This window comes from Haloarcula pellucida (assembly GCF_014647235.1).
Classification (GTDB): domain Archaea; phylum Halobacteriota; class Halobacteria; order Halobacteriales; family Haloarculaceae; genus Haloarcula; species Haloarcula pellucida.
In genome coordinates this window covers 329224-354829 of record NZ_BMOU01000004.1, presented here as the reverse complement: position 1 = coordinate 354829, position 25606 = coordinate 329224, and the positions used below count along the sequence as shown (strand labels likewise).

The 25606-nt window shown below is 62.9% G+C and carries 39 protein-coding genes and 1 tRNA gene; 29 read left to right on the top strand and 11 right to left on the bottom strand.

Annotated features, from left to right (window positions below; all coding sequences use genetic code 11):
- The first annotated feature begins 97 nt into the window (after positions 1–97).
- Complete coding sequence (locus tag IEY28_RS13960) at positions 98–286, top strand: DUF8029 family protein (RefSeq protein WP_188998830.1); 189 nt, start codon at positions 98–100, stop codon at positions 284–286.
- Here the strand turns inward: IEY28_RS13960 and trpG are convergent.
- The 4 genes from trpG to trpD are packed head-to-tail and all read right to left on the bottom strand — an operon-like array spanning position 283 to position 4152.
- On the bottom strand, positions 283–891 hold the full coding sequence (gene trpG / locus IEY28_RS13955; protein WP_188998827.1) for an anthranilate synthase component II: 609 nt from the start codon (positions 889–891) through the stop codon (positions 283–285). The two genes, IEY28_RS13960 and trpG, sit on opposite strands and share 4 nt — an antisense overlap.
- Positions 888–2516 (bottom strand): anthranilate synthase component I, encoded by a 1629-nt coding sequence (gene trpE, locus IEY28_RS13950; RefSeq protein WP_188998824.1) that lies wholly within the window; start codon positions 2514–2516, stop codon positions 888–890. Before trpE ends, trpG begins: the two co-directional genes overlap by 4 nt.
- Positions 2513–3160 carry a phosphoribosylanthranilate isomerase gene (locus tag IEY28_RS13945; protein WP_188998817.1) on the bottom strand — a complete coding sequence of 216 codons (648 nt, stop codon included), beginning with the start codon at positions 3158–3160 and terminating at the stop codon, positions 2513–2515. Before IEY28_RS13945 ends, trpE begins: the two co-directional genes overlap by 4 nt.
- The gene (gene trpD, locus IEY28_RS13940) at positions 3157–4152 is read right to left on the bottom strand and encodes an anthranilate phosphoribosyltransferase (RefSeq protein ID WP_188998814.1); all 996 of its coding nucleotides are present in this window, start codon (positions 4150–4152) and stop codon (positions 3157–3159) included. Before trpD ends, IEY28_RS13945 begins: the two co-directional genes overlap by 4 nt.
- A gap of 174 nt (positions 4153–4326) precedes the next feature.
- On the opposite strand from trpD, the gene IEY28_RS13935 reads away from it, so the two are divergent.
- The 23 genes from IEY28_RS13935 to IEY28_RS13825 all read left to right on the top strand — a co-directional run bounded on the left by IEY28_RS13935 (position 4327) and on the right by IEY28_RS13825 (position 17040).
- A tRNA-Val gene (locus tag IEY28_RS13935) sits at positions 4327–4401 on the top strand.
- A 179-nt stretch (positions 4402–4580) separates the two neighbouring features.
- Entirely contained in the window at positions 4581–5129 is a 549-nt protein-coding gene (locus IEY28_RS13930) for an SWIM zinc finger family protein (protein WP_338071841.1), read from the top strand.
- A gap of 169 nt (positions 5130–5298) precedes the next feature.
- Positions 5299–5754, top strand: coding sequence for a hypothetical protein (locus IEY28_RS13925; protein ID WP_188998810.1), 456 nt, complete (start codon positions 5299–5301; stop codon positions 5752–5754).
- Positions 5747–6562, top strand: a complete 816-nt coding sequence (locus IEY28_RS13920) for a DNA cytosine methyltransferase (protein ID WP_188998806.1) — start codon at positions 5747–5749, stop codon at positions 6560–6562. Before IEY28_RS13925 ends, IEY28_RS13920 begins: the two co-directional genes overlap by 8 nt.
- 101 nt (positions 6563–6663) lie before the next feature.
- Entirely contained in the window at positions 6664–7824 is a 1161-nt protein-coding gene (locus IEY28_RS13915) for a hypothetical protein (RefSeq protein ID WP_188998802.1), read from the top strand.
- Positions 7821–8402 (top strand): hypothetical protein, encoded by a 582-nt coding sequence (locus IEY28_RS13910; protein WP_188998799.1) that lies wholly within the window; start codon positions 7821–7823, stop codon positions 8400–8402. Before IEY28_RS13915 ends, IEY28_RS13910 begins: the two co-directional genes overlap by 4 nt.
- Entirely contained in the window at positions 8399–8956 is a 558-nt protein-coding gene (locus IEY28_RS13905; protein ID WP_188998796.1) for a hypothetical protein, read from the top strand. The genes IEY28_RS13910 and IEY28_RS13905 overlap by 4 nt, the downstream gene beginning before the upstream one ends.
- 2 nt (positions 8957–8958) lie before the next feature.
- Complete coding sequence (locus IEY28_RS13900; RefSeq protein ID WP_229783146.1) at positions 8959–9540, top strand: hypothetical protein; 582 nt, start codon at positions 8959–8961, stop codon at positions 9538–9540.
- A complete protein-coding gene (locus IEY28_RS13895) occupies positions 9537–9791 on the top strand; it encodes a hypothetical protein (protein ID WP_188998793.1) in 255 nt (84 codons plus the stop codon). The genes IEY28_RS13900 and IEY28_RS13895 overlap by 4 nt, the downstream gene beginning before the upstream one ends.
- Positions 9788–10585 (top strand): type IV secretory system conjugative DNA transfer family protein, encoded by a 798-nt coding sequence (locus IEY28_RS13890; RefSeq protein WP_229783145.1) that lies wholly within the window; start codon positions 9788–9790, stop codon positions 10583–10585. Before IEY28_RS13895 ends, IEY28_RS13890 begins: the two co-directional genes overlap by 4 nt.
- Positions 10582–10722, top strand: coding sequence for a hypothetical protein (locus IEY28_RS13885; protein ID WP_166971665.1), 141 nt, complete (start codon positions 10582–10584; stop codon positions 10720–10722). The genes IEY28_RS13890 and IEY28_RS13885 overlap by 4 nt, the downstream gene beginning before the upstream one ends.
- A gap of 92 nt (positions 10723–10814) precedes the next feature.
- Complete coding sequence (locus tag IEY28_RS13880; protein WP_229783144.1) at positions 10815–11060, top strand: hypothetical protein; 246 nt, start codon at positions 10815–10817, stop codon at positions 11058–11060.
- Complete coding sequence (locus IEY28_RS13875) at positions 11060–11593, top strand: hypothetical protein (RefSeq protein WP_188998784.1); 534 nt, start codon at positions 11060–11062, stop codon at positions 11591–11593. The genes IEY28_RS13880 and IEY28_RS13875 overlap by 1 nt, the downstream gene beginning before the upstream one ends.
- A 5-nt stretch (positions 11594–11598) precedes the next feature.
- The gene (locus IEY28_RS13870) at positions 11599–12333 is read left to right on the top strand and encodes a hypothetical protein (protein WP_188998781.1); all 735 of its coding nucleotides are present in this window, start codon (positions 11599–11601) and stop codon (positions 12331–12333) included.
- An 11-nt stretch (positions 12334–12344) separates the two neighbouring features.
- A complete protein-coding gene (locus IEY28_RS13865; RefSeq protein ID WP_188998778.1) occupies positions 12345–12617 on the top strand; it encodes a hypothetical protein in 273 nt (90 codons plus the stop codon).
- Entirely contained in the window at positions 12614–13465 is an 852-nt protein-coding gene (locus IEY28_RS13860; protein WP_188998775.1) for a hypothetical protein, read from the top strand. Before IEY28_RS13865 ends, IEY28_RS13860 begins: the two co-directional genes overlap by 4 nt.
- Positions 13466–13546: 81 nt before the next feature.
- Entirely contained in the window at positions 13547–13912 is a 366-nt protein-coding gene (locus tag IEY28_RS13855) for a hypothetical protein (protein ID WP_188998772.1), read from the top strand.
- Positions 13902–14294 carry a hypothetical protein gene (locus IEY28_RS13850; RefSeq protein ID WP_188998769.1) on the top strand — a complete coding sequence of 131 codons (393 nt, stop codon included), beginning with the start codon at positions 13902–13904 and terminating at the stop codon, positions 14292–14294. The genes IEY28_RS13855 and IEY28_RS13850 overlap by 11 nt, the downstream gene beginning before the upstream one ends.
- Positions 14295–14912: a hypothetical protein gene (locus IEY28_RS13845; RefSeq protein WP_188998766.1), complete on the top strand. Its 618-nt coding sequence runs from the start codon at positions 14295–14297 to the stop codon at positions 14910–14912. It abuts the gene before it with no gap.
- Positions 14912–15163 carry a hypothetical protein gene (locus tag IEY28_RS13840; protein WP_188998762.1) on the top strand — a complete coding sequence of 84 codons (252 nt, stop codon included), beginning with the start codon at positions 14912–14914 and terminating at the stop codon, positions 15161–15163. The genes IEY28_RS13845 and IEY28_RS13840 overlap by 1 nt, the downstream gene beginning before the upstream one ends.
- A gap of 1 nt (position 15164) precedes the next feature.
- On the top strand, positions 15165–16304 hold the full coding sequence (locus IEY28_RS13835) for a hypothetical protein (RefSeq protein ID WP_188998761.1): 1140 nt from the start codon (positions 15165–15167) through the stop codon (positions 16302–16304).
- A gap of 2 nt (positions 16305–16306) precedes the next feature.
- Positions 16307–16609: a hypothetical protein gene (locus IEY28_RS20680; RefSeq protein WP_229783143.1), complete on the top strand. Its 303-nt coding sequence runs from the start codon at positions 16307–16309 to the stop codon at positions 16607–16609.
- Positions 16609–17040, top strand: coding sequence for a hypothetical protein (locus IEY28_RS13825; protein WP_229783142.1), 432 nt, complete (start codon positions 16609–16611; stop codon positions 17038–17040). The genes IEY28_RS20680 and IEY28_RS13825 overlap by 1 nt, the downstream gene beginning before the upstream one ends.
- 117 nt (positions 17041–17157) lie before the next feature.
- Here IEY28_RS13825 and IEY28_RS13820 read toward each other — a convergent pair whose 3' ends face one another.
- A complete protein-coding gene (locus IEY28_RS13820) occupies positions 17158–17733 on the bottom strand; it encodes a hypothetical protein (protein ID WP_188998755.1) in 576 nt (191 codons plus the stop codon).
- A 154-nt stretch (positions 17734–17887) separates the two neighbouring features.
- Positions 17888–18274, bottom strand: a complete 387-nt coding sequence (locus tag IEY28_RS13815; RefSeq protein ID WP_188998752.1) for a hypothetical protein — start codon at positions 18272–18274, stop codon at positions 17888–17890.
- A 221-nt stretch (positions 18275–18495) separates the two neighbouring features.
- Between IEY28_RS13815 and IEY28_RS13810 the strand changes: the two genes are divergently transcribed.
- Complete coding sequence (locus tag IEY28_RS13810) at positions 18496–19155, top strand: site-specific integrase (protein WP_188998749.1); 660 nt, start codon at positions 18496–18498, stop codon at positions 19153–19155.
- A 7-nt stretch (positions 19156–19162) separates the two neighbouring features.
- Here IEY28_RS13810 and IEY28_RS13805 read toward each other — a convergent pair whose 3' ends face one another.
- The 3 genes from IEY28_RS13805 to IEY28_RS13795 form a co-directional block, all read right to left on the bottom strand.
- Positions 19163–19810 (bottom strand): hypothetical protein, encoded by a 648-nt coding sequence (locus IEY28_RS13805; protein ID WP_188998745.1) that lies wholly within the window; start codon positions 19808–19810, stop codon positions 19163–19165.
- Between the two features lie 179 nt (positions 19811–19989).
- A complete protein-coding gene (locus IEY28_RS13800; protein WP_188998742.1) occupies positions 19990–20331 on the bottom strand; it encodes a hypothetical protein in 342 nt (113 codons plus the stop codon).
- A gap of 3 nt (positions 20332–20334) precedes the next feature.
- Entirely contained in the window at positions 20335–20652 is a 318-nt protein-coding gene (locus IEY28_RS13795) for a helix-turn-helix domain-containing protein (protein ID WP_188998740.1), read from the bottom strand.
- Between the two features lie 411 nt (positions 20653–21063).
- Between IEY28_RS13795 and IEY28_RS13790 the strand changes: the two genes are divergently transcribed.
- From IEY28_RS13790 to IEY28_RS13780, 3 genes are all read left to right on the top strand, one after another.
- Positions 21064–21405: a hypothetical protein gene (locus IEY28_RS13790; RefSeq protein ID WP_188998738.1), complete on the top strand. Its 342-nt coding sequence runs from the start codon at positions 21064–21066 to the stop codon at positions 21403–21405.
- Positions 21402–22463 (top strand): tyrosine-type recombinase/integrase, encoded by a 1062-nt coding sequence (locus IEY28_RS13785; RefSeq protein WP_188998736.1) that lies wholly within the window; start codon positions 21402–21404, stop codon positions 22461–22463. Before IEY28_RS13790 ends, IEY28_RS13785 begins: the two co-directional genes overlap by 4 nt.
- Positions 22464–22704: 241 nt before the next feature.
- Positions 22705–23061 carry a hypothetical protein gene (locus tag IEY28_RS13780; RefSeq protein WP_188998734.1) on the top strand — a complete coding sequence of 119 codons (357 nt, stop codon included), beginning with the start codon at positions 22705–22707 and terminating at the stop codon, positions 23059–23061.
- 2 nt (positions 23062–23063) lie between these two features.
- On the opposite strand, the gene IEY28_RS13775 is transcribed toward IEY28_RS13780, so the two are convergent.
- Together IEY28_RS13775 and IEY28_RS13770 are read right to left on the bottom strand one after the other, a co-directional pair.
- Entirely contained in the window at positions 23064–23555 is a 492-nt protein-coding gene (locus IEY28_RS13775) for an HTH domain-containing protein (RefSeq protein WP_188998732.1), read from the bottom strand.
- A 190-nt stretch (positions 23556–23745) separates the two neighbouring features.
- Positions 23746–24054: a lycopene cyclase domain-containing protein gene (locus IEY28_RS13770; protein ID WP_188998730.1), complete on the bottom strand. Its 309-nt coding sequence runs from the start codon at positions 24052–24054 to the stop codon at positions 23746–23748.
- Positions 24055–24161: 107 nt separating this feature from the next.
- Between IEY28_RS13770 and IEY28_RS13765 the strand changes: the two genes are divergently transcribed.
- Positions 24162–25304 carry a CBS domain-containing protein gene (locus IEY28_RS13765; protein WP_166971620.1) on the top strand — a complete coding sequence of 381 codons (1143 nt, stop codon included), beginning with the start codon at positions 24162–24164 and terminating at the stop codon, positions 25302–25304.
- The last annotated feature ends 302 nt before the right edge of the window (positions 25305–25606 follow it).

Genomic DNA, 25606 nt, shown 5'->3' with positions numbered 1-25606 from the left:
TCTGGCGATTATTGCCGCGCTGGGTCGCCGTCTTGCGGTGCGGGCCAGTTACCAACTAGCCACGAAGTATATGTGTCCGTCTCGCGTGAATGACGATATGTTCTCGCTGTTGCAGCTAGGGTCGCTCGGGTCCCCGCCGTCGTTGCTCGTCGGCCTCGTCCTCGTCGCACTCGTGTTGCTCGTGGGGCGATTCGTGCTGAAAGTGGCGTGGCGCCTCGTCCTCCTCGCTATCGTCGCCGTCACGGTACTGTGGATACTTGGAATGCTCGGGATTCAAACAATTTAGACGGTCGCGAGGAAGTTCCGGACGACGTCGTGACCCACGGCGGTCAGTACCGACTCCGGATGGAACTGTACCGCTTCGATAGGGTATTCGCGGTGTCGAACGCCCATCACGAGTTCGGTCCCGTCTGCTGTCGTCGTCGTGGCCGTCACGTCGAACGCTTCGGGCACTTCGGACGCGACCAGTGAGTGGTACCGGCCGCCCTGAAACCCCTGTTCGAGGCCGCGGAAGACGCCCTTCCCGTCGTGGTCGATGGGGAACGCCTTCCCGTGAATCGGTTCGGGGGCGCGACCGACGGTGCCGCCGTAGGCGTACACCGCCGCTTCGAGGCCGAGACAGACGCCCAGCGTCGGAATTTCCGGACTTAGCTCCCGGAGGACGTCCATCGTCACGCCGACGTCCCGGTCGTTCTTCGGATGACCCGGACCGGGCGAGAGGAGTATCGCGTCGGGGTCGAACGCCCTCACTTCTTCGAGGGTCGCCGTGTTGCGGACGACCTCCGTCTCCGCGTGTTCGGAGACGTACTCCACGAGGTTGTAGGTGAACGAATCGAAGTTGTCGACGAACAGTACACGCAGGTCGTCGGTGGCCGGTTGCTGTGTGCTCATCGGTCCACCTCCGCGTCGACGACGGCACCGCCGGGCGTCTCGATGCGTTCGAGCGCTGCGAGCACCCCGTCCATCTTCTGTTCGGTCTCGACGTACTCGCTCTCCGGGTCCGAATCCGCGACGATACCGGCCCCGGCCTGCACCGTGACGCGGTTGGACCGCTCGCCGGCGTCCGGCGCGGCGTCCGGGAGCGAAACCCCGTCCTCGACGGTGGCCGAGCGGATGACGATGGCGAAGTCGGTGTCGCCGTCCCAGTCGAAGTAGCCGACGCCGCCGCCGTAGGGGCCCCGGGGAGACCGTTCGAGTTCGTCGATTATCTCCATCGCGCGAATCTTCGGCGCGCCCGAGAGCGTGCCGGCGGGGAACGTCGCCCGCGTGGCGTCGAAGGCGTCACAGTCCGCGGCCAGCGTCCCCGTGACCGTCGACTCAATGTGCTGGACGTGGCTGTACTTCAGGACGTTCATGAACTCTTCGACCCGGACCGACCCGGCCTCGGCGACCCGCCGGACGTCGTTTCGCGCGAGGTCGACGAGCATCGTGTGTTCGGCCCGCTCTTTCCCGTCGGCGAGCATCTCGCCGGCCAGCCGTCGGTCCTCGACGGGCGAGTTCCCGCGCGAGCAGGTACCCGCGATGGGGTTCGAGACGACGCGGTCGCCGGCCACGGAGACGAGCGTCTCCGGACTCGCGCCGACGATACTCAGGTCGTCGTAGCCGAGCAGGTACATGTACGGCGAGGGATTGACCTCGCGGAGCGCCTCGTAGAGACCCAGCGGGTCGACCTCGCCGTACAGTTCGCGGGTCCGGGAGATGACGCCCTGATAGATGTCCCCCGAGAGGACGTACTCTTTCGCGCGCTCGACGGCGTCCTCGTACTCGTCCTGCGGGCCGGCCACCTCGGCCTCGCGGGTGAACCCGCCGGTCGAGAGGTCTTCGGCCCCGGTGAGTGCGGCTTCGATGCGTTCGGCCTCGGCGACGAGTTCGTCGTAGCGCGCGCCGGCGTCCTCGCCCACGCGGACGACGGGGGTAAAGACGAGTTCGACGCTCTCCTCGACGTGGTCGAACCGGAGCGTCGCCGTCGTCAGGACGAACTGGGCGTCCGGGAACCGCGAGTCCGGGCGGTCCAATCCGACCTCGTCCAGCCAGAGGTCGTAGACGGCGTCGTAGGAGAGAAAGCCCACGAGGCCGCCTTCGAGGTGCTGGCGGTCCATCTCGGGGAACCCGCGCAGTTCCACGTCGGGCATCGCCGCCCGCAGGTCGTCGACGACGTCGCCGCCGTCGGTCGTCACGAGGTCCGCGTAGCGGTCGTCGAACACCTCGACCTCGCTCTCCTCGCCGGTGACCGTGACGACCGCTCGCGGGTCGTAGCCGACGAAGGAGAACCGGGCGTGCCGGTCGTCGGTCTCCGGGGCGAACGCGCCGTCCGGGTCGCTGGAGGCGACCTTCTCGGCGCTCTCTAAGAGGAAGGTGTAGTCGCTCGATTCGACGTCGCTGGTGCGACCCGACAGGGCCGCGTACGCCGCCAGCGGTTCGACGTCGACGTCGAGTTCGGCCGCGGCCCGCACGACGACCGGCCGGTCGGCCTCGGCGTGTTCGAGGAACGTCTCGCGGGAGACGTCGAGGGTCACGCCGACACCTCCGCGTCGGCGGCCGCGACGGCCGCGACGAACCGCTCGACGGCGTCGTGGTCTTTGACCCCGCCGCTGGACTCGACTCCACTGGCAGTGTCGACGGCGAACGGCTGTACTGTCTCGATAGCCTCGGCGACGTTCGCTGGCGTGAGACCGCCCGCGAGAATCACGGGCACGTCGACAGTCTCGACGAGTTCGCGGGTCCGCTCCCAGTCGTGTGTCTCGCCGGTGCCGCCCGCACCCTCGTCGTCGACGGAGTCCACGAGGAGGGCGTCGGCGTGGGCGGCGTAGTCGTCGAGGTCGTCGGCCTCGGCGTCGACGACCGCGATAATCTGCTGTGTGACCCGCCGGGAGAGCGCGCCCAGTTCCGGCGGCGTGAGGCCGTCGTGGACCTGCACGGCGTCGGGGTCGACCGCGTCGACGCGGACGACGGCCTCCTGGACCGTCCTCGGCATCGTCACGAGGACGCTGGTCACCAGCGGCGGGACCCCTTCGACGAGGTCGGCGGCGGTGTCCTCGTCGACTTCACGCGGGGTGTCGACGGGGACGCCGTGGATGACGCCGACGGCGTCGGCCCCCGCCGCCACGACGGCGTCGCGGTCCTCGGGGGTGGTTACGCCACAGATCTTCACTCGCGTCATGCGCCGACGAGGTCCTCTAGCTTCTCGGCGGCCGCGCCCGAGTCGATGGCCTCTCGGGCGAGTTCGACGCCCTCCGTGTGCGTCTCGGCGACGCCGGCGACGTAGATGGCGGCACCGGCGTTCGCGAGGATGATGTCGCGTTTCGCGCCGGTGACCTCGCCGGAGACGATGCCGCGCAGGTCCTCGGCGTTCTCCTCGGGAGACCCGCCGGCGACGGCCTCGATGTCGTGGGTCTCCAGTCCGATGTCCTCGGGCGTGATGCTGTACTCCGAGATGGAGTCGCCGGTCACCTCGGCGACGGTGGTCTCGCCGTGGATGGCTATCTCGTCGAGGCCGCTCCCGTGGACGACGAGCGCTCGCTCGACGTCCAGACGGGCCAGCGCTTCGGCCATGATCGGGACGAGGTCCGGGTCGTAGACGCCCAGCACCTGCGCGTCGGCGTCGGCGGGGTTCGTCAGCGGGCCGAGGATGTTGAAGACGGTCCGCATCCCGAGTTCCTTTCGCGGGCCGATGACGGCCTTCATCGCCGGGTGGAAGACGGGTGCGAGCATGAAGCCGATGCCGTCGCGCTCGATTCGGTCCTTGACGGCCGGCGGTTCCGCGTCCACGTCGACGCCGGCCACTTCCAGCACGTCGGCGCTGCCCGAGGACGAGGACACGGAGTAGTTCCCGTGCTTCGCGATCGGGACGCCCGCACCCGCCGCGACGATAGCACTCGTCGTCGAGACGTTGATCGTGTCGTAGTCGTCCCCACCGGTCCCGCAGGTGTCGACGAGGCCCGCACGGTCCGGTTCGATGGTCCGGGCGGCGTCGCGCATCCCCTGTGCGAACCCGGCTATCTCGCCCTCCGTCTCTCCTTTCGCCCGGAGCGCGGTCAACAGGGCGCCGATTTGGGCCTCTGTCGCTTCTTCGAAGACGAGCGTCGCGACGTCCCGTGCCTCGTCCTGTGTCAAGTCCTCACCGTCTGTGACGCGTTCGATGTACTCCTGCATGACATTCACCAATGAGCTATTTCGTGTTGTGATGTACAAATCCGTACACTGACTTAAGGCTATCGGGGAACCACCAGACGGGCGCATGCGGACAATCAACAGACGACGTGCGGGTCCGGAATTCGAAACCTTCAATTATACCCCCCGGCAACAAAGAGATGCACGAGGCAGCGAGGGTTCGTGGTCTAGGTCGGTTATGACACCTCCTTGACATGGAGGAGGCCGGCGGTTCAAATCCGCCCGAACCCATCCCTACTTAAAGAAAAAGGCAACAACATCCGCTAGTTGTGCCTGTTTCCGGAGGTGGTCGGCGTGACCGACCTCCCCGATTTTGACGGGCACTCTGCCCCAGTCTGTGACTTCTGCGGTTGCCCCATCCACTACGTCGGACAGGAGTGTCCCGCACTCGCTAACGGGGTGTGCCAGCCGTGAGCAGCCGCACGTTCTCTCCCAGTGACGATCTCCCCGGCATGGTCGGTGGGCCGCCGACGCTCTCGATGCCCGCCGACTGGACGCTGTCGACGGCGTGGCAGCGCGCCCAGCGCGAGAGTGACGACGGCGGCGCCGTGAACGACGCCGAGCGCATCGTCAGCCTGTCCGACGGCGACGACTTCCATCGCGTTCTGTGGGCGCTCAAGGGCCGTACGCTCGTCGCTGAGTGCGATTGCGCCGGCCACAAGTACCACGGCGGCTGGTGCGCTCACGTCGCCTCGCTGTGGTGGCAGTGGGTCCGTGGCTCCATCGTCGTGGCTCACCTCGACACCGGCCGGGAGTACCCAGCGCCACCATCGTGGCTGCGCCTCGACGACGACCCGACCGCCTACGAACAACTCACTCCTGCTGAACTCGACGCGCTCCTGTCCTGCGACCTCGGTAGCTTCGGCGTTCGGGAGTTCGCCCGCTACACCGACCGCGCGGCGGGTACCATCGGCAACCTGCTGGCCGACGCCCGAGAGAAGACGGAGGGATGCCGATGACGGGGACCCTACCCCACACACTCTCGGAGTGGGGTGCGGGGGGGTGTCCGCCACCATACCGTCCACTCGAAACGAACCCAAGGTTAGACGACACCCGGATGCGGGGTACTCCGACCCCTGTTTCATCTGTGTCCGCAGCCGACCCCCAATCTGCGGACAGGAGGGACCCATGAGCGGGTCCGGCAGTCGACTCCCCGGCGACTCCGAGAGCAACGACCGGCACAAGAGCGAAGAACGCGCCGAAGCGCGCTTGTCGGGCACTCTCGGTGTTCGTTTTGTCGAATACGTCGACTCCCACGGCGTTGCCAAGAGCAAGGTGGTCCGCAACGCGCTGGACGAGTACCTGCCCGACTCCGAAGGCTCTCAGTACCTGCTGCCCGAAGACCCGGAACTCGCTGATGCGTACCTCGCTCTCGCCGGAGACGAGAAACGGGTGATGACCGTCGACAAGGCCGAGAGCGTGCTGTGTCAGGAGACCCACCCGAACACGCCGAAGAAGCTCATCCGCGAAGAAGTGCTTGAGCCACTGGCCGAGACGCCGTTTTTGACGGTGAGCTACGGCCGGGTGGCCCTGCCGCCCCTCACTCCGAAAGACGACCTCGTAGGTGGTGACGGCGATGAGTGAGCAGTCTGCGAGCGGGACTGACCGCTCCGGGGTCGTCGTCATCGACCTCTACTCGGGACGGGGAGGTGTCGGCCACGCTCTCGACGGGCTGGAGATCAACCACGTCGGCGTCGATATCGAAGACTACGCCGACGACTATCCCGGCGAGTTCATCCAAGGAGACGCGAGCGCTGTGGAGTGGCTTCTTGATGCACTCACGGATTACCTTGAAGCCGATACGGTCATCCTCTGGATGTCGCCGCCGTGCCTTCGGTACACCCCACTCACACAGATCAACGCCGCCCGCTACGGCTGGGACGAAGGAGAGATAGAGCGCCGGTATCCCGGCTTCGAGGAGTTAAACGTTCGCGACGTGGTCGCGGCGATCAACCCGGACGAGTACATCATCGAGAACGTCCCTCGGTGCGACGAGTTGGAGGAGCCGACGCGGGTGAATGGGCTGGCGTTCGGCCTTCCCTTCGACTTGGAACGCCACTTCGAGACCTCGTTCTCTGCCCCTCACGCCGTCGAGAGGGGCGAACCGGACCTGACGATGTCGACGCGGGACAACTACAACAACACGGAGTACCAGCGGCGCGAACTCGCGGAGGCAAAGAGCGTCCCGACGGACTGGCCCGAACAGTCGGTTCACAGCGCTATCCCGCCCGAGTACGTGCAGTATCTACTGCACTACTGTCCTGCTTCCGACGGCGTCTCGTTGCCCGAGTCGCTACGACAGCGCCCCCTCTCGGACCATTTCGTTGCACGCGCTGACGGTGGAAACTCCCGCGCTGTAGACACGGCTACTGACCAGCAGGGCGATACGTAGCCACCCGGCCACCATCGCTTTGATTGCTTGCTTAATTATTAACTTCTTAACAGGTTTTATTTCTAGTAGGTCCGTCCGTTGTCTCGGAGGACCTTACGGAAGTGACTGAGAGAATTGAGTATGGGACGAAAGCGGCCGCTGACGCCGCGAGAGACAAGCACAGCGAGTATCTGTGTAGCGAGGACGACAAGCGCCTGAAGACGGTCGCGTTCGCGGAGAACGGCACGCCCGAAAGCGTGCTTGAGGACGCCCACCTGATGGCCGATGACTCGCACGTGGACACGGGCGAGAGCAGCGGCAGTGTGCCTCTCACCGACGCCGAGAAAGACGAAATCGACTTCTCGGAAACCGACACATGGACCGCGAGAGCGGCGAAAGGCGCGTTTCTGGATGAGGGTGTGAGCGACTGGCTCACCTACTGGTCGGAGGACCTGACGACGACCGGGGAAGCCCGCGAAGCGGCGAAGCGAGCGAAGCAAGACGAGAAAGACACTCGCCTCGACGCCGGGCCGACCGACGAAGAACGCGCCCACCAGTACGGCAAGCGCGCTCGACAGGCCCAACACCGGCAGTGCAACCACATCGAGGGCGAGTGTGAGAACGGCGACCCGGAAGCCTGCGAGTTCCTGACTCAGCACTGCGGCTACTCCGAGGAGGAGGTATCGCAGTTCATCGACGAGTCGACCGGCACCGACCACGAGCAGCAGGACCTCGTGACCGTCGGCGGCGACGAGTACCCCGAGATGGAGGTGACACCCGAGGTGGCCGGTGCGCTTCGGGACTCGTGGACCGGCTACAAGGGCGGTCTAAGCGGGATAGAGCGCGCTCTATCGGACGCCAGAGAGGCGGTCATCAACACCCGGCAGGCGTGGCGGGCCATCAACCGGATTCGGGAAGCGAACGGGCAGGATGCGATGCACCCAGACCGGCTGCACACCCTGCTCGACGCGCTCGACGGGATGCCCGCGACCATCCCCGAGGTGCGTACGCTCGACCACTACGCCGGGTCGGAGACCGACCGGTCGGCGGTGCTTGAGACCGACGACCAGCGCACTTTGAGCGGCGACCGCGCCGACGACCAAGCCCGGTTGGCCGGCGGCGAGCAGGGCGAGCGCGCTCAGGGCGAGGTGGTCGACCAGACAGAGGAGAACCCCGGCGGGCTGCTGGCCGACGAGCGCGCCGGCACCACCGACCCCGAGGACACAGAGCAGCAGGTTCCCGACGCCTTCCGGGTGGCTGAAGGCGGTCAGGAGACGTTATGACAGGACCAACTTGCCCCGCTGAGGGGTGCGACTACAACGAGAACGGCGAGAAGAGCAAGCAAAGCGTCCGGCGCCACATCAACGCGAAGGCAGACGACGCACACAGTGACGTGCAAGCACTCAGGAGCGCGCTGAACCGCCCTGATGAGGGCGGTGAGCAGGGCGCTCAGGGCGCTCCCGACGAGGACGGCGACGACGAGCAGGGCGAAGCAGCAGAAGAGGGCGCTGAACCGGCCGAAGAGCAGCAGAACGACCAGCAAGAGATGGACCAGTCAGAGGAGTACGAGCAGCAGCTACAGACAACGACCGGCGAAGAGAGCGGAGAGACCACCGAAACCGAGGGACTGCAGGGGACCGAGAGCAGCACCACGAGCGGCGGTAACGGCCCCTCGCTGAAGGCGGTCCTCGGTGGTCTCGGTGGTCTGGCCCTGCTCGCTATCGCCCTCGCAGGTAGCTCCGGCGATGACGACCAGCCGGAGCCGATGGAAGTAGAGAGCGAGGCGACCGACGTGGACGAGGCGACCGACGACACCGACGAGAGCGGCGACGGCTTCAGTGCCGCCGGGTGGGGCGAATGAGCGGCGCCGAAGCGGCCGAAGCCGACACCGAAGAAGATGCCGAGGAAGTGGACCAGCCCGACGACGAAGAGGACGTGCCAGAGGTGGAGATCGACGAGAAAGCCGACGTGGACCTCGACGCGCTGGGCGTCGACCCTGACGAGGTAGAAGAGACGGCCGGTGCCGGCGCCGAAAGCGAGGACGTCGACGACCGCGACGAGAGCGACGACGAGCAGGCCGACGAACTGCCGGCCCCTGACGGCGAGACGTGGGGCGACCAGTACGTCGACATGCTGGCCCTCGTCCTCGGAGAGATAGCGGCGGCAGACGGTGAGCCGGGCAAGACCGCCGAGGACATCGAGGAACTGGCCCGCGCCCCGCCGGTCGAACTCGACGACAACGTAGACCAGTGGCTTGCCGAAGCGGGGATGGGGCAGAACGTACCGCCCGGCAAGGCCGTAGCAATCGGCACAGCGGGCCTCGTGCTGGTTATCCTGCTGACGGAGACCGACATGGCGACCGACGCAGTGGACGCACTGAGCGAGCAACTGAACGGCGACTTCCTGAACTTCTGACGATGATTACCGACAAACTGAAGCGAGCGCGAGAGGCAAAGGCAGAAATCCAGAACCCCCACGAGAGCGACCGAATCCGGGCGATGGCGGAGATACTGGCGACCATCCAGACCGAGCAACGCAGCGCCGTGATAGACCAGCGCGACACGCTCGGCCTCGACCCCGACGACGGCGCCGACCGACTCGACAAGGCAGAGCGAGTCACCGCGATACTGGACGTGGTCGACGGCTACGGCCCCGGTGGTCCGTCGCTGGCCGAGGTGTGGATAGAGCAGTGCGCTCCTGACGACCTCAACGCCGACGACCCGGAGGCGCTGGCGAACTACGCCGAGATGACTCACGAGGAGTGGACGGCACAGATTGAGCGGTGGGCGCAGACGTACCGAGACAGCGGGGCCGACGCGATGCACTCCGACCGCTCGCTGGCTGACGCGCACGTTTCGGGGAAGTGGGGCGTCTCTCTGGAACGGTTCGAGTCGGTGGTGGTCGACTGGAACCCGACCGACGCACTGACCGACCTGCTGGGCGGTCCCTCCGAGGCGACCGAGGACGCTGTGCGGGCCAACACGGAGGCACTGGCATGACCGCCATCTACCGAGACGAGATGCTTCAAGCACTCGGTGTGGGCCTGCTGGCCGCTGCACTCATCGCTATGGTGGAGCGCAACGCCAGAGACCGGGCGCAGTCTGGAAGCGACGAGAGGCCCGACCACGCCGTTCTGACGGAGGTAGACCTGACGGCACTGGCCGACGGGGAAGCGCAGACGGTCGGCACCGCACAGGGCGAGACAGTCCGACTCGAAGCGGTCGGCGTCGAGGAGGAGACCGACGAGTGAGCGCCCTGCTGTTCGCGGCCCAGTCGGGGTGGGGAAAATCGTACCACGGGCAGGCGTGGATGGAGAGCAACGCCGACGCCTACGAGGGCATGGTGGTGATGGACTACTGCGGGGAGTACCGTGGACTCGTCAAGTACGGACTGGCCCAGCACTGGATAGTCGGCCCGGCGGAGCGCAACCTGTCCGTATCCGGATGGGTCGACGTACTGGCCTCGAACCCGAAACTCGTCTTAGAGCGCCACAACTCCCTGACAGCCGAAGAATGGCGAGAGGTGTGCGACCGCGTGGCCGAAGCCGCCCGTCGTCTCGATCGGGACCAACTCGTGGTCGTCGACGAAGCCCACTTCGTCGTGCCCCAGCAGGGCAAGCTACCCGACGCCCTGAAGTCGATAGCGACGACCGGTCGGGGCGCAGGCACTTCCTCGATGTGGATTACGCAACGACTCGCGGAGATTGACAAGACCATCACGACACAGTGCCAGAGTCGGATGCTCGGCGGGTTCAAGGGCGGAGACCTCGGTAGCGTCTCCGTCGAGTACCCCGAAGACGTACACGACCCAGCAAAGAACCCCTCGCCCGCGAATCTCCCGAGGGAACTGGTGCCGTCCGACCCAGAGCGGCCTACGTCGCTCCAGAAGTTCAAGGACGACGACGGCCACACCATCGGGAGCGAGTGGATATACAGCGACGACAGCGGCGAAATCCGGCGTATCAACACACAGAACGTGACGATGCACAGCACCCACTACGGCAGTCAGGGCAACGACCTGCAACCACCGGAGTACACCGCATGAGGACACAAATCACACTCCGAGGCGAGGACAGCGAGGAGTTCGAGCAGACCCGTGAACGAATCGCGGAAGAACGGCCCGGCGGCGAACCCAGCAACGCCGAAGTAGTGCGCGTGTTGATGGATTCCGCTTCATACTGACTGCACGCCGAAGCGGTTTGTAGTCGCTTTTTCGTCGGTTCTTGATGGGTAGCGGTGCTAAAACGGTAGGTTGCATGGACTTTGGTAATGCAATGTCGACCCTCGCCTCCGAGGACTACGTGACGGACGTGGCCCTCGTGATGGGTGGGTTCGCTGCACCGGCACTCGTGAAGCACGGCGTCGAGAACAAGATGGGCAAGGACCTGCCCGACGAAGCCTACGGCCTGACAGTCGCGGCGGGCGGCGCCATCTACGGCGGCGCCGGTCGGAAGGTCGCAATCGGTGGCGGGGTTCACACGCTCGAAGCGCTCCGAACGCGAGTCATGGAGGGTAACTGATGGCGCAAGACCTCTTCGCCGCCGAGGGCAAGACCGCCGACGCGGTGACGACCTCGCAGAACGCTCCGAGTTCGCCCGTTCCGACGCCGATTCTCGAAATCGGCCCGGACCGCGGCCAGTTCCTCCGGCTGCTGAATCGCGTGGCGATGGGTGAGGCACAGGGTATCCCCATCTACGCCGACCTTCGAGACTCCAACGGCGACCCGCTCCCCGTCAACACGTCGCTGTTCTTCGCCCTGAAGCCCTCGGGGCATCACACTTCGATGAAGGTGTCTGAGGTGGTCGAGTCCATCGACCAGTTCATCAACCTCAGCATCAGCGAGCAGCGCAACGTCGACAACATCGACGCGGTGAAGTTCACGCTTCAGTTCCCCGAGACGCACCCCAACAAGCCCGGTGACGCCACGCAGTTCGTCGACATTCGGGACATTGACGAGTTCTTCGTCATGTGTGACTCGGCGGCACAAATCGACTGGTCTCAGTCGTCGTTCTACATCGAGTCCAGCGCTGTCGAGCAGAACGGGCGCCGGTGATACCGATGCAGAAGGAACTTGCCCAGCGACTCGCCAACACGCGGCGCCAGCCCGGTCACATCACCCCCGACGAGTTCGACAACTCGGTCAACAGTCAGGGCCAGCGCTCGGAGATCGGCACGTATCAGGTCGACACGGCCCACCTGCTCCGGCAGGGTCGTGACCATCCTCTCAAAATCGCCATCCCGGCGTACCAGAAGGAGACGACCAACGGGACCGCCGACGACTCCGAGCAGTTCACGCTCAGCCACGACGTGACGGACACGCCCGTCACGCAGTCGGTGGTCTGCTGGCTGGACGGTACGTACTACGGGACGCCGGACTCGGTGGACTACGCCAACAACACCATCACCGTCACCGACTCGGGCACCAACAGCAACCTGCACATCTACTACGTGGCGGCAGACCCGGCCTCGATGGAGATTCGCAAGAGTCTCCCCGGCGAGTCGACCGACCAGTCCCAGCGTGTGTACACGGGCAACCTCGGACTGGTCCACGAGTCGCCGCAGTTGGAGCAGCCCGAGTATCTGTCCCTGACCGACGGCGAGATGCACCCGTGGCTCTCCGCCGACATGACGCTGACCGTGTACCTCGATGCGCCGTACACGGTCCGGTGGACCGACAACGACGGCGACGGGACCGAGCCGACGAACGCACTCCTGAACGTCCCGGTTCTGCGTGGGAGCCGTGAGGTGCCCGGCCTCGCGGCAGCCATCAGCGCAGGCATGGGGCAGGCGTAGGAGGCCCTACAATGCAATTTTCGAGCGACTACACCCCAGTCTGGGAGAGCGGCGCTACCCCCGGCAGCGACGACTTCGAGGACTCGGTGACTCTCACCAGCACCGAGGGCGACGAGTCGATGCAGGGGAGCAACACTGAGACGAACGGCCCGCTGACGCCGACGACCGTCGTCGAGGGAACCGGCTGGTCCGAGGACGATGTGATGCTGGCCGCGCAGGTGGTCAACATCATCCTGTTCCTGCTGCTGGTGTACGAGACGTTCTACGGAGGTGTTGGAGCGTGAGCGACGACCTGAACGGCATGGAGCAGTGGGTACAGGAGCAGGACGATATGGTCATCGAGGACGATGGGAGTATCACCAACACCGAAACGGGCGTGAACACCTCAGACGACGACTCGGGTAACGCGCCCATCTACGACTCTGACACGACGAGCTACGACGAAGCGGTGAGTGATTCGTCCAGTTCGTCGGACCCGTGGGTCGACCCGTCGTCTGACCCCGGCGTGGACCCCGGTGACGCCAGTGAGACGACCACCTACACGGGCGGTATGCCGTCCGATACGTATGGCAACACCGACCCCGACGACAACAACGACGACGGTCCCAACACCTTCGACGGCGACGGTGACGGGCAAGTCAACACGCCCGGCGGGGATGACGGCGGAGGGTCTTCCCGGTCTTACCCCGGCGGCGACGGTGGCGGAAGCAGCGGCGACACCGACGACGGGGACAGGCATGAGGGGCTGTTTGGCGGCGGGACTCAGACCGACAGCGACGGCGAGAGCGTCGACCAAGGGTTCGGCAACGACACCGACAACGACGGTGTACAGGACCAGAACGACCCTAACCCCGACCGGAGCAACGGCGGCGACTCGTCCTCCGGTGGCGTGAACCAATCCGACCCGTCGACGGGCGAGAGCCAGACCGGCGGGACGCCCGAAGCCGTGGAGAACGTCGAGGAGAGTATGACCGAACTCCGCAACGACGTTCGTGAGTCCTTCGAGGCACTCCGCCAGCAGGTGCAACAGCAGGGCGGTCAGACCGACGCCAGCCCGGCACTGGCCCTCGGCCTACTGGCCGTCGTCGGCGGGGGCCTCTACCTCTCTCAGGGAGGGCAGGCCGATGCCTGAGGTGACTGCGACCATCGAGGAGATGGACGAGCAGGAGAAGGAGACTCAGCGCGAGCGAATCGAGCAAGACGGAGGTGCAGCGTGACGGTCGTCCCGAAGCCGGACCCCGGAGACGTGGGGTACAACGACCCCATCACGCGGCGCCTGAACCCGGGGGAAATGCTCATCGTGACGTTCGAGCCGACCCAGCGCGTGACTGACTTCGCGCTGCCGTTCCTCGCCATGTCGAAACACCCCGAAAGCAGTTATGAGGTGTGGATGGACGGCAGCCGCCAGTACGGCCCGGCGCCCATCCCGCCCACGGACATCGACGACATGGTGCCTACGTTCATCCCGGCGAAGCGGTTCAGCGAGTCGATGACCGTCTACGTGCGGAACCTGTCGGACACGACGGCCCGCACGTACAGCGTGCAGCCCATCGGCTGGGAGGCAAGCAATGGGACTTGATACCCGCGCCGAAGTCGGCGAGCTACAGACCGTCCAGAACGAGGACGGCGACAAGGTGCCCCCGGCCAACGAGAGCCATCAGCAGGCCATCCGTGACGCAGTGGGCAACCCAGACGGTGCGACTATCCAGACGTACAGCACCAGCGGGACCACGCCCGAGCCACTGCCGGACCTGACGATTCCCGACGGCGTGACGGCGCTCATCGTCTACCTGCCGGGCAACAGCGGGGACGTGTACCTCGGCGACGACGCCGACCAGTTCGTTCCCCTGACCGACGCCGGCCACGTCTTCAGCTGGGAGGGGAGCAACGTCAACGACCTCTACATCAAGACCAACAGTGCCGGCGACGGCGTGGGCATCATCTTCGAGGGGGCGCAGTAGATGGCTGACATTCGCGTCCGATACGTCGACTACCGCGACGAGCAGGCCGCGAACCAGCCCTTCCCGGTCGATGTCGGTATCAACAACCTCGAAACGGTCGGTCCGGTCGGCTGGGGGCCGGTGGTCTGTCCCGACTCCGGCGTGGTCAACAACGGCCACATGACCGACGTGACGCTGACCATCCGCGACTCCGCCGGCAGTGTCGTCGAGGAGCTGGACGAACCGCTGTGTGTCCCGGTCAACCGACCGTCTCTCGCCGGGCAGGCCAACGCGACGGCGGAGTTCCAGCCGTCGCTACCGCCCGGAGAGTACACTGTGACGGCCGAGGTGGCCGTCAGGGGCAACAACGGGACCGACACGTCACAACCCCAGAGCCTCACCGTCTCGGAGGGCACGGACAGCCTGCCCGGCGGTGACGCAGACCGGGGTTTCTGGCAGGACCCCGGCCCGGACGGGAACGACGGCGGCACCGACGGAAGCGACCCGTTCGCCGCTATCCCCGGCGTGACTGCGACCGAGGCGAAGGTCGGCGGCGGGCTGGTGGTCCTGCTGGTCCTGCTGTGGGTGGCAGCGCCGTACGCCTCTCTCGGGACGTCTCTCGCCGGAGGTGGGCGGTAGTGGACCCACTCACCGCCTACGTCGTGCAAGCGGCTGCAATCGTCACAGCAGCGGCAGCGACCTACGGAGCGACCGCCCTCCGGAGTATCAAGCAGCAGGTGACGGACAACACGCGACGAAGCAAGCGCAACCAGAAGATGATAACCGGACGAAACACGCATCTGCGCGGCGTTCTGCCGCGCCTCGGTCGCATCGAGCGGAGGATACTCGGCGCCGTCCAGACCGTCGACACCGACGAGGAGGGCCAGTAACATGGCCGGACTCAGTGCCTCGTCCGGTGGCGGATGGGACTACATACAGGCCGACACGCCCGCAGACCCCGAAAAAGGGGAATCGTGGTACGACACGGACGGTGGGAGCGACGGCAACGGCGAGGCGAAGGTCTATGACGGCACGCAGTGGGACGTGACGGGCTACATCTCGCACGACCAGTTAGACAACGTCTCGCCGGCAGACCACCACGACCCGGTGACGGTGACGGCGCCGATCACTCGGTCGGGGCAGGCCCTCGCTCTCGCCTTCGGCAATGCGCTGCACGTCGACGCGAACGACGACCTCGCGGTCGACGAGTCGGCCATATCGCACGACAACATCTCGGATGTCTCGGCAGCCGACCACCACGACCCGGTGACGGTGTCGGCGCCGCTCACCCGGTCGGGGCAGACCCTCGCTCTCGCGCTGGGCAACGCCCTCACGACCGACGCGAACGACGACCTCGCCCTCGCGTTATCCAGCAACCTCACCAGCAGCGGCGGGGTGCTGGACCTGTCGGCACCTGTCAGTCTGGGCGATGGCAAGATAACCGCTACACCGTTAGAAGTGTACGACGCCGCCGATGACGCCCGCTACCAGCTGGTCAATGGCGACTACAACCTGACCATCCGCAAGCGGGACGGGTCCGGCGGGTTCGTCGCCGCGCTCCGCATCAACGGCGGGTCTGGCACGTCCGTTTCCGGCGTCGACGTGGTGTCCGGCACGCTCTCCGAGCAGGGCAACAGAGTGGCGACCCGGAACTACACGGACTCAGAGATAACGACTCACTCCGGTGACGCCGACGCGCATCACTCTCGACCGACTGGCACGCAGTCGGCTACGCCGTCGAGATCGACCAACTGGAACCGTCAAGTCGACCCCGACACCAGCATCCCGGTGACTCCCCCGCCCTACGTCGAGACGATGGACGTGGAGAGTTCCGGCACATCGTACGGGTCTGAGTACGTGATTGTGCGGGGCAACGGCAACCAAATCACGGGGAGCGTAGGCGCGACGGAGACGAAGACGATTACCGTCGATTCGTTCGTTCGCGAGGTGCAGTGTCCCGGCAGTGCGACGGCCTCGCTTCAAATCAAGAGCGTCACCGAATCGTTCCCCGGTCACACCCACGGTATCTAACCATGCAATCCGCAATATCCGCTATTCCGACCCCAGAGGCACAGACGCTCGCGATGGCCGTGCTATTCTTCCTCGGCGGCATGGCCGTCCCGACGAAGTACGGCATCGAGCGCGTCGAGGGCTTCGGCCGGTGGGTGGCCGTCAAGTTCCCGTACCAGTCCCCGCCGGGACAGGACGAGCAGCAGGCGATGAAGCGAGCGGTCTACGGGCGCGGCGCTGTCGTCGAGGACGGCGCCGACCAGCAGGCCGACGCTGACGCGGCGCCAGTCGAGAGTGAGACCGGCAGGGAGGCCGCGCAGTCGTGATGTGGCCCTACCACGTCGTGCCGGACGGGAACGCAGCGCTACCCCACCACTACATGACGTTCTTGCTGGCGGCGCTGGTGCCGTTGCTCATCGTCTGGGACGACCACCGCGACCGCGAACCGTGGCTGGTCCTGTGCGGCATCCTCGGCGGGCTTGCGTCGTTCGGGTTGGTGTGGGCGCGGTATCCGGTCATCGGCGCCACGCTGTCGCTCGTCGCCAACGCGCTGGTGATACTCGCGCCCCTCCGGCCGGCGTGGTCGGCGTTCTGGCCCCGACGGCATCGAGTCGCGGTCATCCTGTTGGGACTCGGCGCCGCCGACGATGTCCTGCAGCACGCGATGGGCTGGCCGACGCCGATTGACTGGGTCTGGAAGCACGGCGGCCGGGCGGTGGTGGTCGAGGCGTTCGGCGCGGTCGTCGGCGCCGTCTGACCGACGCCCGAGAATACTTTGATCGTGTGTACTGGTCCGTTCTCCATCTCAAACTCGGATACAGGTTGTACGGGCCTATTGACACTCTCCCATACTTGTCCAAGAATCTTTTTCGCCTCAGAATAGAGAAGAAATTAATTGTAGCGCAAATCCTAACGCAAGTGTACTAGTAGCGAAGAATACTATCCGATCTTCACATTGATTTCTCTTTTCCTCAATCAACTCTTCAAACCCTGCAAGTAAAATAGCCGTTTCACCAGTTCCAAGGTTCATCTTTTCATCATCATAATCATAATACGCCTCATCTGGATTAGAATAGTGTACTATTAGTTCACTATTCTCTTGACCTTCCAGTACTTCTTCGCCTCTATTTGAATACATTGTTACTCTGTCTCCTTCTTTGGGTTCTAACTCCAACCGAGTAGGATAGGGAGGATATCTGTCAGGTATGTCATCTTGTTCAACGGTTATGTCAACTCCCCGCTGATGTGATTTGACCAAGTCATAAAACCCGGCATGAGAATTGGAGACATAACTCTGTGTGAATAGTTTGTCTTTAGCCTGTGAGAGCGGTTGATTATCAACAAATCTAGATATTCGCTTATCAAAACTATTTGTACTCACATATGCTAATATCGTGGCTGCAAGTACATCTAAGAGTAAACCAGCAACTCGAATATGCAAGTTGACCATTATATTATACAACAATATAATATAATATAATATATCTTTTCGTATAGGGCTGTTCCATTTATTTTGTCTCTGCCTGTAGAATCCGATGTCTGAATGCCCGAGAATCCTTCATTCTGGTGTACAGATGTGAATATGTCTGAGTTATAGGTCCCTCTCAACTACTCTTTTTCTTCTCATATGCAATTATTCCAGAGGAATAGATTACGGCAAGCCAAGTTAGAATGATGCCACTAAAAAGAAAAATCGTCCCTATAAAAGAGTAGGCATCCAAGGACAAGGGTGGTAGGGGTTCTCCCTGACCAGAAATGCCAAAGTCCAGAATTTTCACAACTGCGAGTACTCCCCATCCAAAAGCAATCAACCCAATCAGACTGAGTAGATAGCTTACCGAGATCGCACCATAGATTCTATACAAGTGGTTTGCTTCGCTGTCGTATAGTTTTCTAATTTCAGCCACCAAACTGTTCAGCAGAATCGAAGATGCTCCCTGAATTAGAGCAACCGCTGTGATGAGGCCAACAAGAATATCACCCTCTGCCATGGTTTGCAAATTTCTCCTGCTTACCAATAAATTATGCATTTAGATCAAAAGCCTCTAGGAACATGTCCATTTCTGCACTGAGACTCGCTGCCTGAGAACCCCGGCAATCCGGTGCCCGAGAAGCACGCATTCTGGTGCAATCTCGCTCGATTTGACCCCTCCTGACCCCCGAGTTCACCGAAAAAACTAGATGTTTTGCAATAGAACTGGGGAACGAGTGCATGAGGCTGAAGGACTACGACAACGACGACGGCAAGCGGGTGTGGCTCTCCGACGACGAACTGACGCGACTGATCGAGCAGGCCGAGACGCCTCACCAGCGGCTGGCCTTCCTGCTCGCCGGTCGGGTCGGACTCCGGCGCTCGGAAATCATCAAGGTGTGTCCGCAGGACCTCGTCGACGGGCCGACCGGCGACCACATACGAGTCTGGGAGAGCTACGCGAAGCGAGACAAGTACCGAGAGCCGCCGGTCCCGAAGGAGGTCGTCACCATTGCGGAGACGCTGGCGTACCAGCAGGACGACGACGAGCCGCTGCTGGACGTGGCTGGGTCGACAGTCTACCGCTGGGTCCGGCGCGCCGCCGACGCCCTGGAGGAAGAGACCGGCGACCGCGGTTGGCAGTATCTCGACGTCCACGATCTCCGACGGACGTGGGGCACGTATCTACTGGAGCAGGGTGTGATTCCGTCGGTCGTGATGTCCTTCGGCGGCTGGGAGGACTGGGATACGTTCAGAAAGCACTACCTCGGAGAGTTCAGTCCGGAGGCGATTCGACGGGAGCGCGGGAAGGTCGACTTCCTCGAGGGCGGCGACGAGGAGGCAGAGGTGGTTCATCCCGGTACATTGACTCCGACAGTGTCGCAGCATTCCGTGAATTAACCAGTCTCTACCTTCGGGCTACCTCGATATAGTGAAGTCGCATCATTAGGAATAGTGCAATAAAAAGTGGCGGAGAAGTTATTAATCCAAAAACAATCACCAGAACGGGGAGTCCAAACCGACCTGCGAGATTCAGTGTAAATGGAATGGCAGCTCCAACAATCCCCACAAAAGCCCCAGAAATGAAGAATTGAGCGAACCGCCACTGGTTCTTTAAATAGGGATCTACATCATTAAAAAATGATTTCGACCAGCAAGGAACCAGTCGACGGCTGTAGACATAGGCAACTGCGCCTATAGAAAGGTGATACACCCCCAGTGCAACTGCTGGACCTTTCGGGATCTCTAATATAGAACGTCCAACAACCTTGACACCAAACCCTCCCCATATTGAAATGAAAATCCAGAGTAGATGTGCGCCTATAGCGAAGGTTGAAATAGTAGTTCGTTTACTGACATCGCTTGAGAAAGGGCTCTGCTGAAACAGGTATAATCCGGCTACAGCCGCTCCGGACGTTATTACTGGAGTTGAAATGAAAAATAACCATGCATCAAGAGATGCATTCAGCGGCCACGTTCCATTTTCAGGCTTTACGAGTAATCCTTTGGTATTTACAGAAGAACCGTCGAGTATGGCGGGGGATATATCTGCCAATCCGAATAGAGAAGCAGTCAAAATAAAAACTAAGACGCTATATATTACAAAGCCTGGTACTGTCGATATGAATACCCTCCGCTTATGGGGTATGTTTTTGAGACGGTGAGTCTGATAGAATTGCCATATACGACACTCTTGGAGGTACTCGCGATAATCCGTACTTTCCTCAGACATTATTACCAATATGGTTTCACACTCGCGTGCGCCCAGTCCGACGGCGTCGCGTACCGGTCCTTGAACACCTTGCTCGGCGTCGGCTCGGGGTAGTGTTCGGCGTCGAGGTCGCCCTTGAGGTACAGAATTCCCTCGCTCGTCAGGTCGTACATGTCGCCGTGGATTGGCTCGATGAAGCCCGCGTAGTGCAGGCACATACACCGCTCGCGGATGCGTCTCTCGGAGGCACTGAAGCCGCGTTCTCCCTCTAGCAGGCGTGGTGAGGCCCACCCTTCAGAGCGGATGAACTCCATGATTCGCTCGTCCAACTGTTCCATCCAGTACGCCGACTTTCTCCCGTCCATGTATCAGGCCTGCTCGTGATTCTCGTTTGCGCTTGGTCCGTTGTCTACACGAGATTCTACCTCGTCAGGAGCATCCTCTGAGGTGTCTATCTCGCCGTCTAAGTATCTCTCTCCGCGCTCGGTAATAGTGTAGACTCCATTTCCTAAATCGCGGAGTAAACCGTGGTCGACCAGTTTTTTGCATCGCTTCGAAATGTATGAGCGAGTATACCGAACGTAGCCGCTATCCTTCATCTCTTTCGGGCGGCCAGAATCCTTCTCGCGGATATACTCAAGGATTCTATCATCCGCGAGTACCATCCAATCACCGGAGTAGCGCATCTTTGGTTAATTATCAATCACGGGGGGTATCATAGTGCTGGATGAGTCACTTCAGAACTATTGCGTCTGATTAGACTCTCCGTAAACTATATGACTCAAAGGGTAATTGATAACTAACGCAATGGCTCAAAGAAGCCTGTCGGTGTCCATCTCGATGCCGTTGGAGATGGACCAAGACATACAGAGAGAAGCAGAGAAACACGATATGGGGTACTCAGAATACGTTCGCCACGTCATTCGGCAGGCGACCGACTCACCATTCGAGTGCCCAGAGACGGTGCTGTGCGTCGACGAGAATCACGAGAATGTAGATGAGGGGGCCGCCTAAGCCATGTCCAGTGAGCCTGAGGCCCCCGATTCTGACGACGGTACCGGTCAGGAAAAACGTGACGACGACGCGGAGGACGGCCCATGAACGACGCCGTCGACCCGGAGGACCTGCCGAGCAACTACACGCCGGCAGTCGTCCAACTCGCTTCTGAGGGACCGGTGTTCGTGGCCGACTACTACACCCTGAGCAGCGGGTGGCTGGCCGTCCGGCAGTGGGACGGCGAGCGTGTGAAACTCCCCCCACATCGAGTGGGTTCCATCTCGGAGGTTCGAGTGCAGAGCTACGGGACCGACCGGGACCGCCTCAAACGTCGCGTAGCGGACAGTCAGCGCCGCGAGATGGCGGAGTCAGACGACACCGCCGGCATGGTCGTCCCGAACGCGGCCGCGGCGACGCCGTCGACGAGCGAGACGCAAGCATGAGTGGCCCGCCGGACCTCAAACCGAGAGCGGCCCGTGACCGCTGGCTCGACAAACTGCGTGTCGAGAAGCGCGGGGCGTCAGTGTCGACGTACCACTACCGACTGAAGCTCTTCGTCGAGTGGGCCGAAGAGCAGGGTATCGAGCGGATGCGGGACCTGTCCGGCTGGGAACTGGAGTCCTACGAGAACTTTCGTCGCTCGCAGGACCTCTCCCCTATCACGCTGAATAAGGAGATGGGAACCCTGCGGAACTGGCTGGAGTACTGTGCCCGCATCGAGGTGGTTCCCGAGGACCTGCCGGAGAAGATCGACCCGCCGGACGTGCCGAAGGACGCCGAGAGCAGCGACGTGATGCTGCACCACGAGGAGGCGAAGAAGCTACTCACACACTACCGGGAGAACCCGGAACTGCGCGGAACGCGCCAGCACGTGCTGCTGGCGATTGCGTGGACGACTGGGGCGCGGATGGGCGCGATTCGTGCGCTCGACCTCCGCGACTTCCATGTAGACGACGGCGACGACGGGCCGCTGTACTACCTCACGTTCGCCAACAGGCCGTCGACGGACACACCGCTGAAGAAGAGCAGTGACGGCGAACGCGCCGTGTCACTCCCCAAGTCGGTCGGGAAGTCGGTACAGCGGTACGTCCTACACCACAGAAACGACGTGTACGACGACTACAGTAGACAGCCGCTCATCACGACTCAGCGGGGGCGAGCGTCGAAGGGAACGATTCGGAACCTGATGTACCTCGCTACACAGCCGTGCAACTACGGCGAGTGCCCGCACGGGAAGGAGCGGCCGACGTGTGACTGGCGGACGCAGTCGCAGGCGAGTCAGTGCCCGTCGTCGCGTGCCCCTCACCACGTCCGAACAGGCGCGATTACGTGGATGCTCCACCGCGGCGTTCCTGTCGAGGTCGTCGCGAAGCGCGTCAACTCCAGCGTCTCGACTATCGAGAAGCACTACGACAAGCCCGACCCCATCGAGGAGATGCGAGCGCGCCGAGCGTCGTACCTGCCTCTTCTCGAAATCGACCCAGAGGAAGCCGAACCATGAGCCACAGCAAACCAGTTTCACCAGACCAGAGCGGCAGAGACGAGCGGCACAGTTCAGGAACTCAGAGAAAATCCGCCCGAACCCATTACTTCTGTTCCGAACGTCGCTCTGAGCGACCGTCTCGTTCGTGGAGAGCGAGCCACACAGTACGTCCTGTCGGTCGGGCCAGTCGACCGGCGGTGTCTCCACACGAGTAGAAACGTTCCAGTAGTTTCTTAGACGAGCCAACGTAGCGACACGTATGGAGGAGACACTCCGTTCTGCGCGGTCGTTCGAACAGTTCGTGCTGTTGTCGGTCGTGGAACTGTCGGTAGCGGACGAGACGCCGGCCCATTCCTACGACGTGACGCAGGCGGCGAAGGCCCATCTCGACGACCTGAGTCGGGACACCTTCGGCGGCGTCGAGCGACAGGAAGTCATCTCGGCGTTGCGGTCGCTGGCCGACGACGAGCTACTGGCCAAAGACCAGACTACGTCGGCCACCGGGAAGGGGCGTCCCGCCTACGGACTGGCGGTCGACGCCGACGCGGTACTGGACGAACTGGCCGACGCCGAGACCGTCAGCCCGTACGTCGAGACGCTCAGAACGGAGGCGTAATCTCAGACGAGACTCACGTCGGCGGCACTCTGTTCGAGCGCCGGCGGTTCACCGTTTTCGAGGCGTTCCAGCCGGTCGATGATCGTGTGGACGACGTCGCCGTCCGTGCAGGGTGCAACGTGTGCGAGTTCGCCGTCGTGGTACTCGGCCAGTCCCATGATCGGGAGGACCATCGCCTCGTATGCCTCGCCGGTGACCTCCGATTCGATCTCGCTGGTCTGATAGAACGACTCCAGCGAGACGTTGTTCGCGAGCGCCCACTGTCGGAACTCGGCGACGCGGTTGAGGATGTACCGCCCCTCTTCGGTGTTGGCAGCCGCCGACTCGGGTGCGACCTGCTTGCCCCAGACGACGACGTTGTAGCCAGCGATTTCGTCGTCTCGGTCGAGTCGTTCGAGGTGGTCGATGACGGCGTCCTGTCGCTCGTGGGCCCCATCCGGGAGAAGCGACCGGACGTACAGTTCGATTTGGGGTGCCGGCGTGTCTCGACTCATGTCTGAGTAAAATCATGAAGACGAAGGTACATATACGTTCCGTGGGGAGTATATGCACATCTCGGGACAATATATATTCCTACGTATCGCTAGACGGCGACCGGTTCGAGCGCCTCCGGTTACCATCGTTGTCGCATATCCTGGACGCGGTTAACAGTCGACGATGACATATTTGTATTATGATGTGTTGTCACGACGCGTCGCGGCGACGGAGCGTCTCGTGGATGCCCAACACGAGTGCGGGAACCACGACGATGAAGACGTGTTCCTCGATGGGGATGCCCAGCAGATCGACGCCGGTTCGCAGACGGATAGCGAACACGCCCACTTCGAGCGTATACCAGTCCCAGACGTACGCGACTGGGTAGAGAACGACGATCGTCCGGCCGGCGAGACGGAGTGCGTCGGCCCGCCACAGAAGCACCAGTGCGACGGTTCCCCAGACCACCTCTGTCACCAGATACGTGTAGGGGCCAAACACACCGATGTCGGGAAGCATATGTGACGGACGGCCCGGGGTTCCTAAAGTTTGGCCCACCTCTCGTAGTACGGGAACTAAACCAACCTTGATAACCCTTCACGTAGAACCTGCGAACGTGAAGCACGATGGACATTGCTGACATCGCCACCAGAGAGTTTGTCGAGGTCGACGCCAACAAGCGCCTCGGGAAGGTCCGTTCTATCTTCGAACGGGAGAACCCGAAGGGCATCATCGTCACCGAGGACGGTGCGTACGCGGGCGTCATCACGCAGAAGCAGTTGGTTCAGTCCCACGTCGAGGACGACGCGAAGGCGGGGGCGATGACTCGCTCGGCGCCGAAAGTCGGGCGAACCGACGACGTCCGAGAGGTCGCGCGCGTCCTGGTCGAGGGCGGGACCAAGATTGCCCCGGTGTTCCAGGGCGAGGACCTCTGGGGCATCGTCACCGAGGACGACATCCTCGCGGCGGTCCTCGAAAATCTGGACGCCCTCACTATCGACCAGATATACACCGAGGACGTCATCACCATTCGAGAGGACACCAACGTCGGGCAGGTCGTCAATCTCCTGCGAAAACACGGGATCTCCCGGCTTCCCGTCCTCGACGACGCCGAGTCGCTCACGGGGATGGTCACCCGACACGACATCGTCGACGTCGTCGTCCGGGACATGAACAAAGCCACTCGGGGCGACCGCGCGGGCGAGATCGAGCGAGTCCTCGATCTACCGGTCTACGACGTGATGAACAGCCCCGTCGAGACGGCGAACCTCGACGACTCCGTCCGTGACGCTGTCGAGCGGATGCTGGAGAACGACTTCGCCGGGTTGGCGGTGACGGCGGACGACGACGACAGCCACGTCGTCGGCATCGTCACGAAGACGGACGTGCTCCGAGCGCTGACCTACACGGAGGAAGACCACATGGACGTCCAGATCACCAACATCTCCCTGCTGGATACCATCAGCCGCGAGGACATCCGCGCCGACATCAGCGACGTCGCGGACAAGTACCAGGCGATGCAGGTCCAACACGCCCACGTCCGCTTCCACGAACACAAGGAGAAACTCCGCGGCACGCCGCTCATCCAGTGTCAGATTCGCCTGCGGACCAACAAGGGGCAGGCCGCCGGCTCCGGTGAGGGCTACGGCGCAGCGACGGCGTTCAACGTCGCACTCGACAAACTCGAACGGAACGTCCTCGAACTGAAAGGCGTGCAGGCCGACGAGGAGTACCGCGGCCAGCTCCTCCGGAAACTCGGCGAACTGTAGCGGCCCTCGCCAGTCCGCCTTTTTCGTAGCCGACGGCTCGATAGCGACTGCTCCCGCGACCCCCCGCCGTGTCACTCACGGCTGAAGCCGTCGCTGGCATCTCTCTGCTGTACCGACGACCGACACGGTTGGGCGACCGCGCGTCCCTGTCGCTGTCAGCGCGTCCCGCTGGTGAGCGAGTGCTGTTGCTCGTGAATGTTAGAGAGACGGGTTAGGACAGACAGCGGTAACCGCACGTGGAATCCACGCGGGTTGAAAGGTAGCCGTCCGACCGTGCCGTCTACCTCTACCTCTCTCGGTAC